The sequence below is a fragment of the Pantoea sp. ACRSC genome, from assembly GCF_022346785.1.
Classification (GTDB): domain Bacteria; phylum Pseudomonadota; class Gammaproteobacteria; order Enterobacterales; family Enterobacteriaceae; genus Pantoea; species Pantoea alvi.
On record NZ_JAKRNN010000055.1, the window covers coordinates 1 to 1,249 of the forward strand.

The window sequence follows — 1,249 nt, forward strand, 5'->3', positions numbered from 1 at the left end:
TGAAGTGGTTTACTGAATTTGGCCACCTGAACAGAGGTGATATGCTCACCTCAGAACATTACAGGTGCCTCAATGAAAAAAAGAAATTTCAGCGCAGAGTTTAAACGCGAATCCGCTCAGTTGGTCCTTGATCAGAACTACACCGTTGCAGCTGCGGCCAGTGCTATGGATGTGGGTCCTTCTACCATGACGCGATGGGTAAAGCAGTTGCGGGATGAACGACAGGGCAAAATACCTAAAGCCTCCCCTATAACCCCAGAACAGATTGAAATACGTGAGCTGAAGAAAAAGCTACAACGCATTGAAATGGAAAACGATATATTAAAAAAGGCTACCGCGCTCTTGATGTCGGACTCCCTGAACAGTTCTCGATAATCGGGAAACTCAGGGCGCGTTATCCTGTGACCACTCTCTGCCACGTGTTCGGGGTTCACCGCAGTAGCTACAGATACTGGAAAAACCGTCCTGAAAAACCAGACGGCAGACGGGCTGTATTACGCAGTCAGGTACTTGAGCTACATGGCATCAGCCACGGTTCGGCCGGAGCAAGAAGCATCGCCACAATGGCAACCCAGAGAGGCTACCAGATGGGGCGCTGGCTTGCTGGCAGGCTCATGAAAGAGCTGGGGCTGGTCAGTTGCCAGCAGCCGACTCACCGGTATAAGCGTGGCGGTCATGAGCACGTAGCTATCCCGAATCATCTTGAGCGACAGTTCGCTGTAACAGAGCCAAACCAGGTGTGGTGCGGTGATGTGACCTATATCTGGACAGGTAAGCGCTGGGCGTACCTCGCCGTTGTTCTCGACCTGTTCGCAAGAAAACCAGTGGGCTGGGCAATGTCGTTCTCACCGAACAGCAGACTCACCATTAAAGCGCTGGAAATGGCATGGGAAACGCGCGGCAAGCCCGCCGGAGTAATGTTCCACAGCGATCAGGGCAGTCATTATACAAGCAGACAGTTCCGGCAGTTACTGTGGCGTTGCCAAATCAGGCAGAGTATGAGCCGACGTGGAAACTGTTGGGACAACAGCCCGATGGAACGCTTCTTCCGGAGTCTGAAAAACGAGTGGGTGCCAGTGACAGGTTATATAAACTTTAGCGAAGCTGCTCATGCGATCACGGACTATATCGTCGGGTATTACAGCTCGCTAAGGCCGCATGGGTATAACGGTGGGTTACCCCCAAACGAATCGGAAAACCGATACTGGAAAAACTCTAACTCGGTGGCCAGTTTTTGTTGACCACTTCA

The 1,249-nt window shown here is 51.8% G+C and carries 1 protein-coding gene; it reads left to right on the top strand.

Annotated features, from left to right (window positions below; all coding sequences use genetic code 11):
* The first annotated feature begins 72 nt into the window (after positions 1-72).
* Positions 73-1,241, top strand: a protein-coding gene (locus MHZ97_RS22260) for an IS3 family transposase (protein ID WP_130835314.1) whose coding sequence is annotated in 2 segments (ribosomal slippage) — positions 73-322 and positions 322-1,241 — 1,170 coding nt in all. Because the reading frame shifts where the segments join, the coding sequence is not laid out codon by codon here.
* The last annotated feature ends 8 nt before the right edge of the window (positions 1,242-1,249 follow it).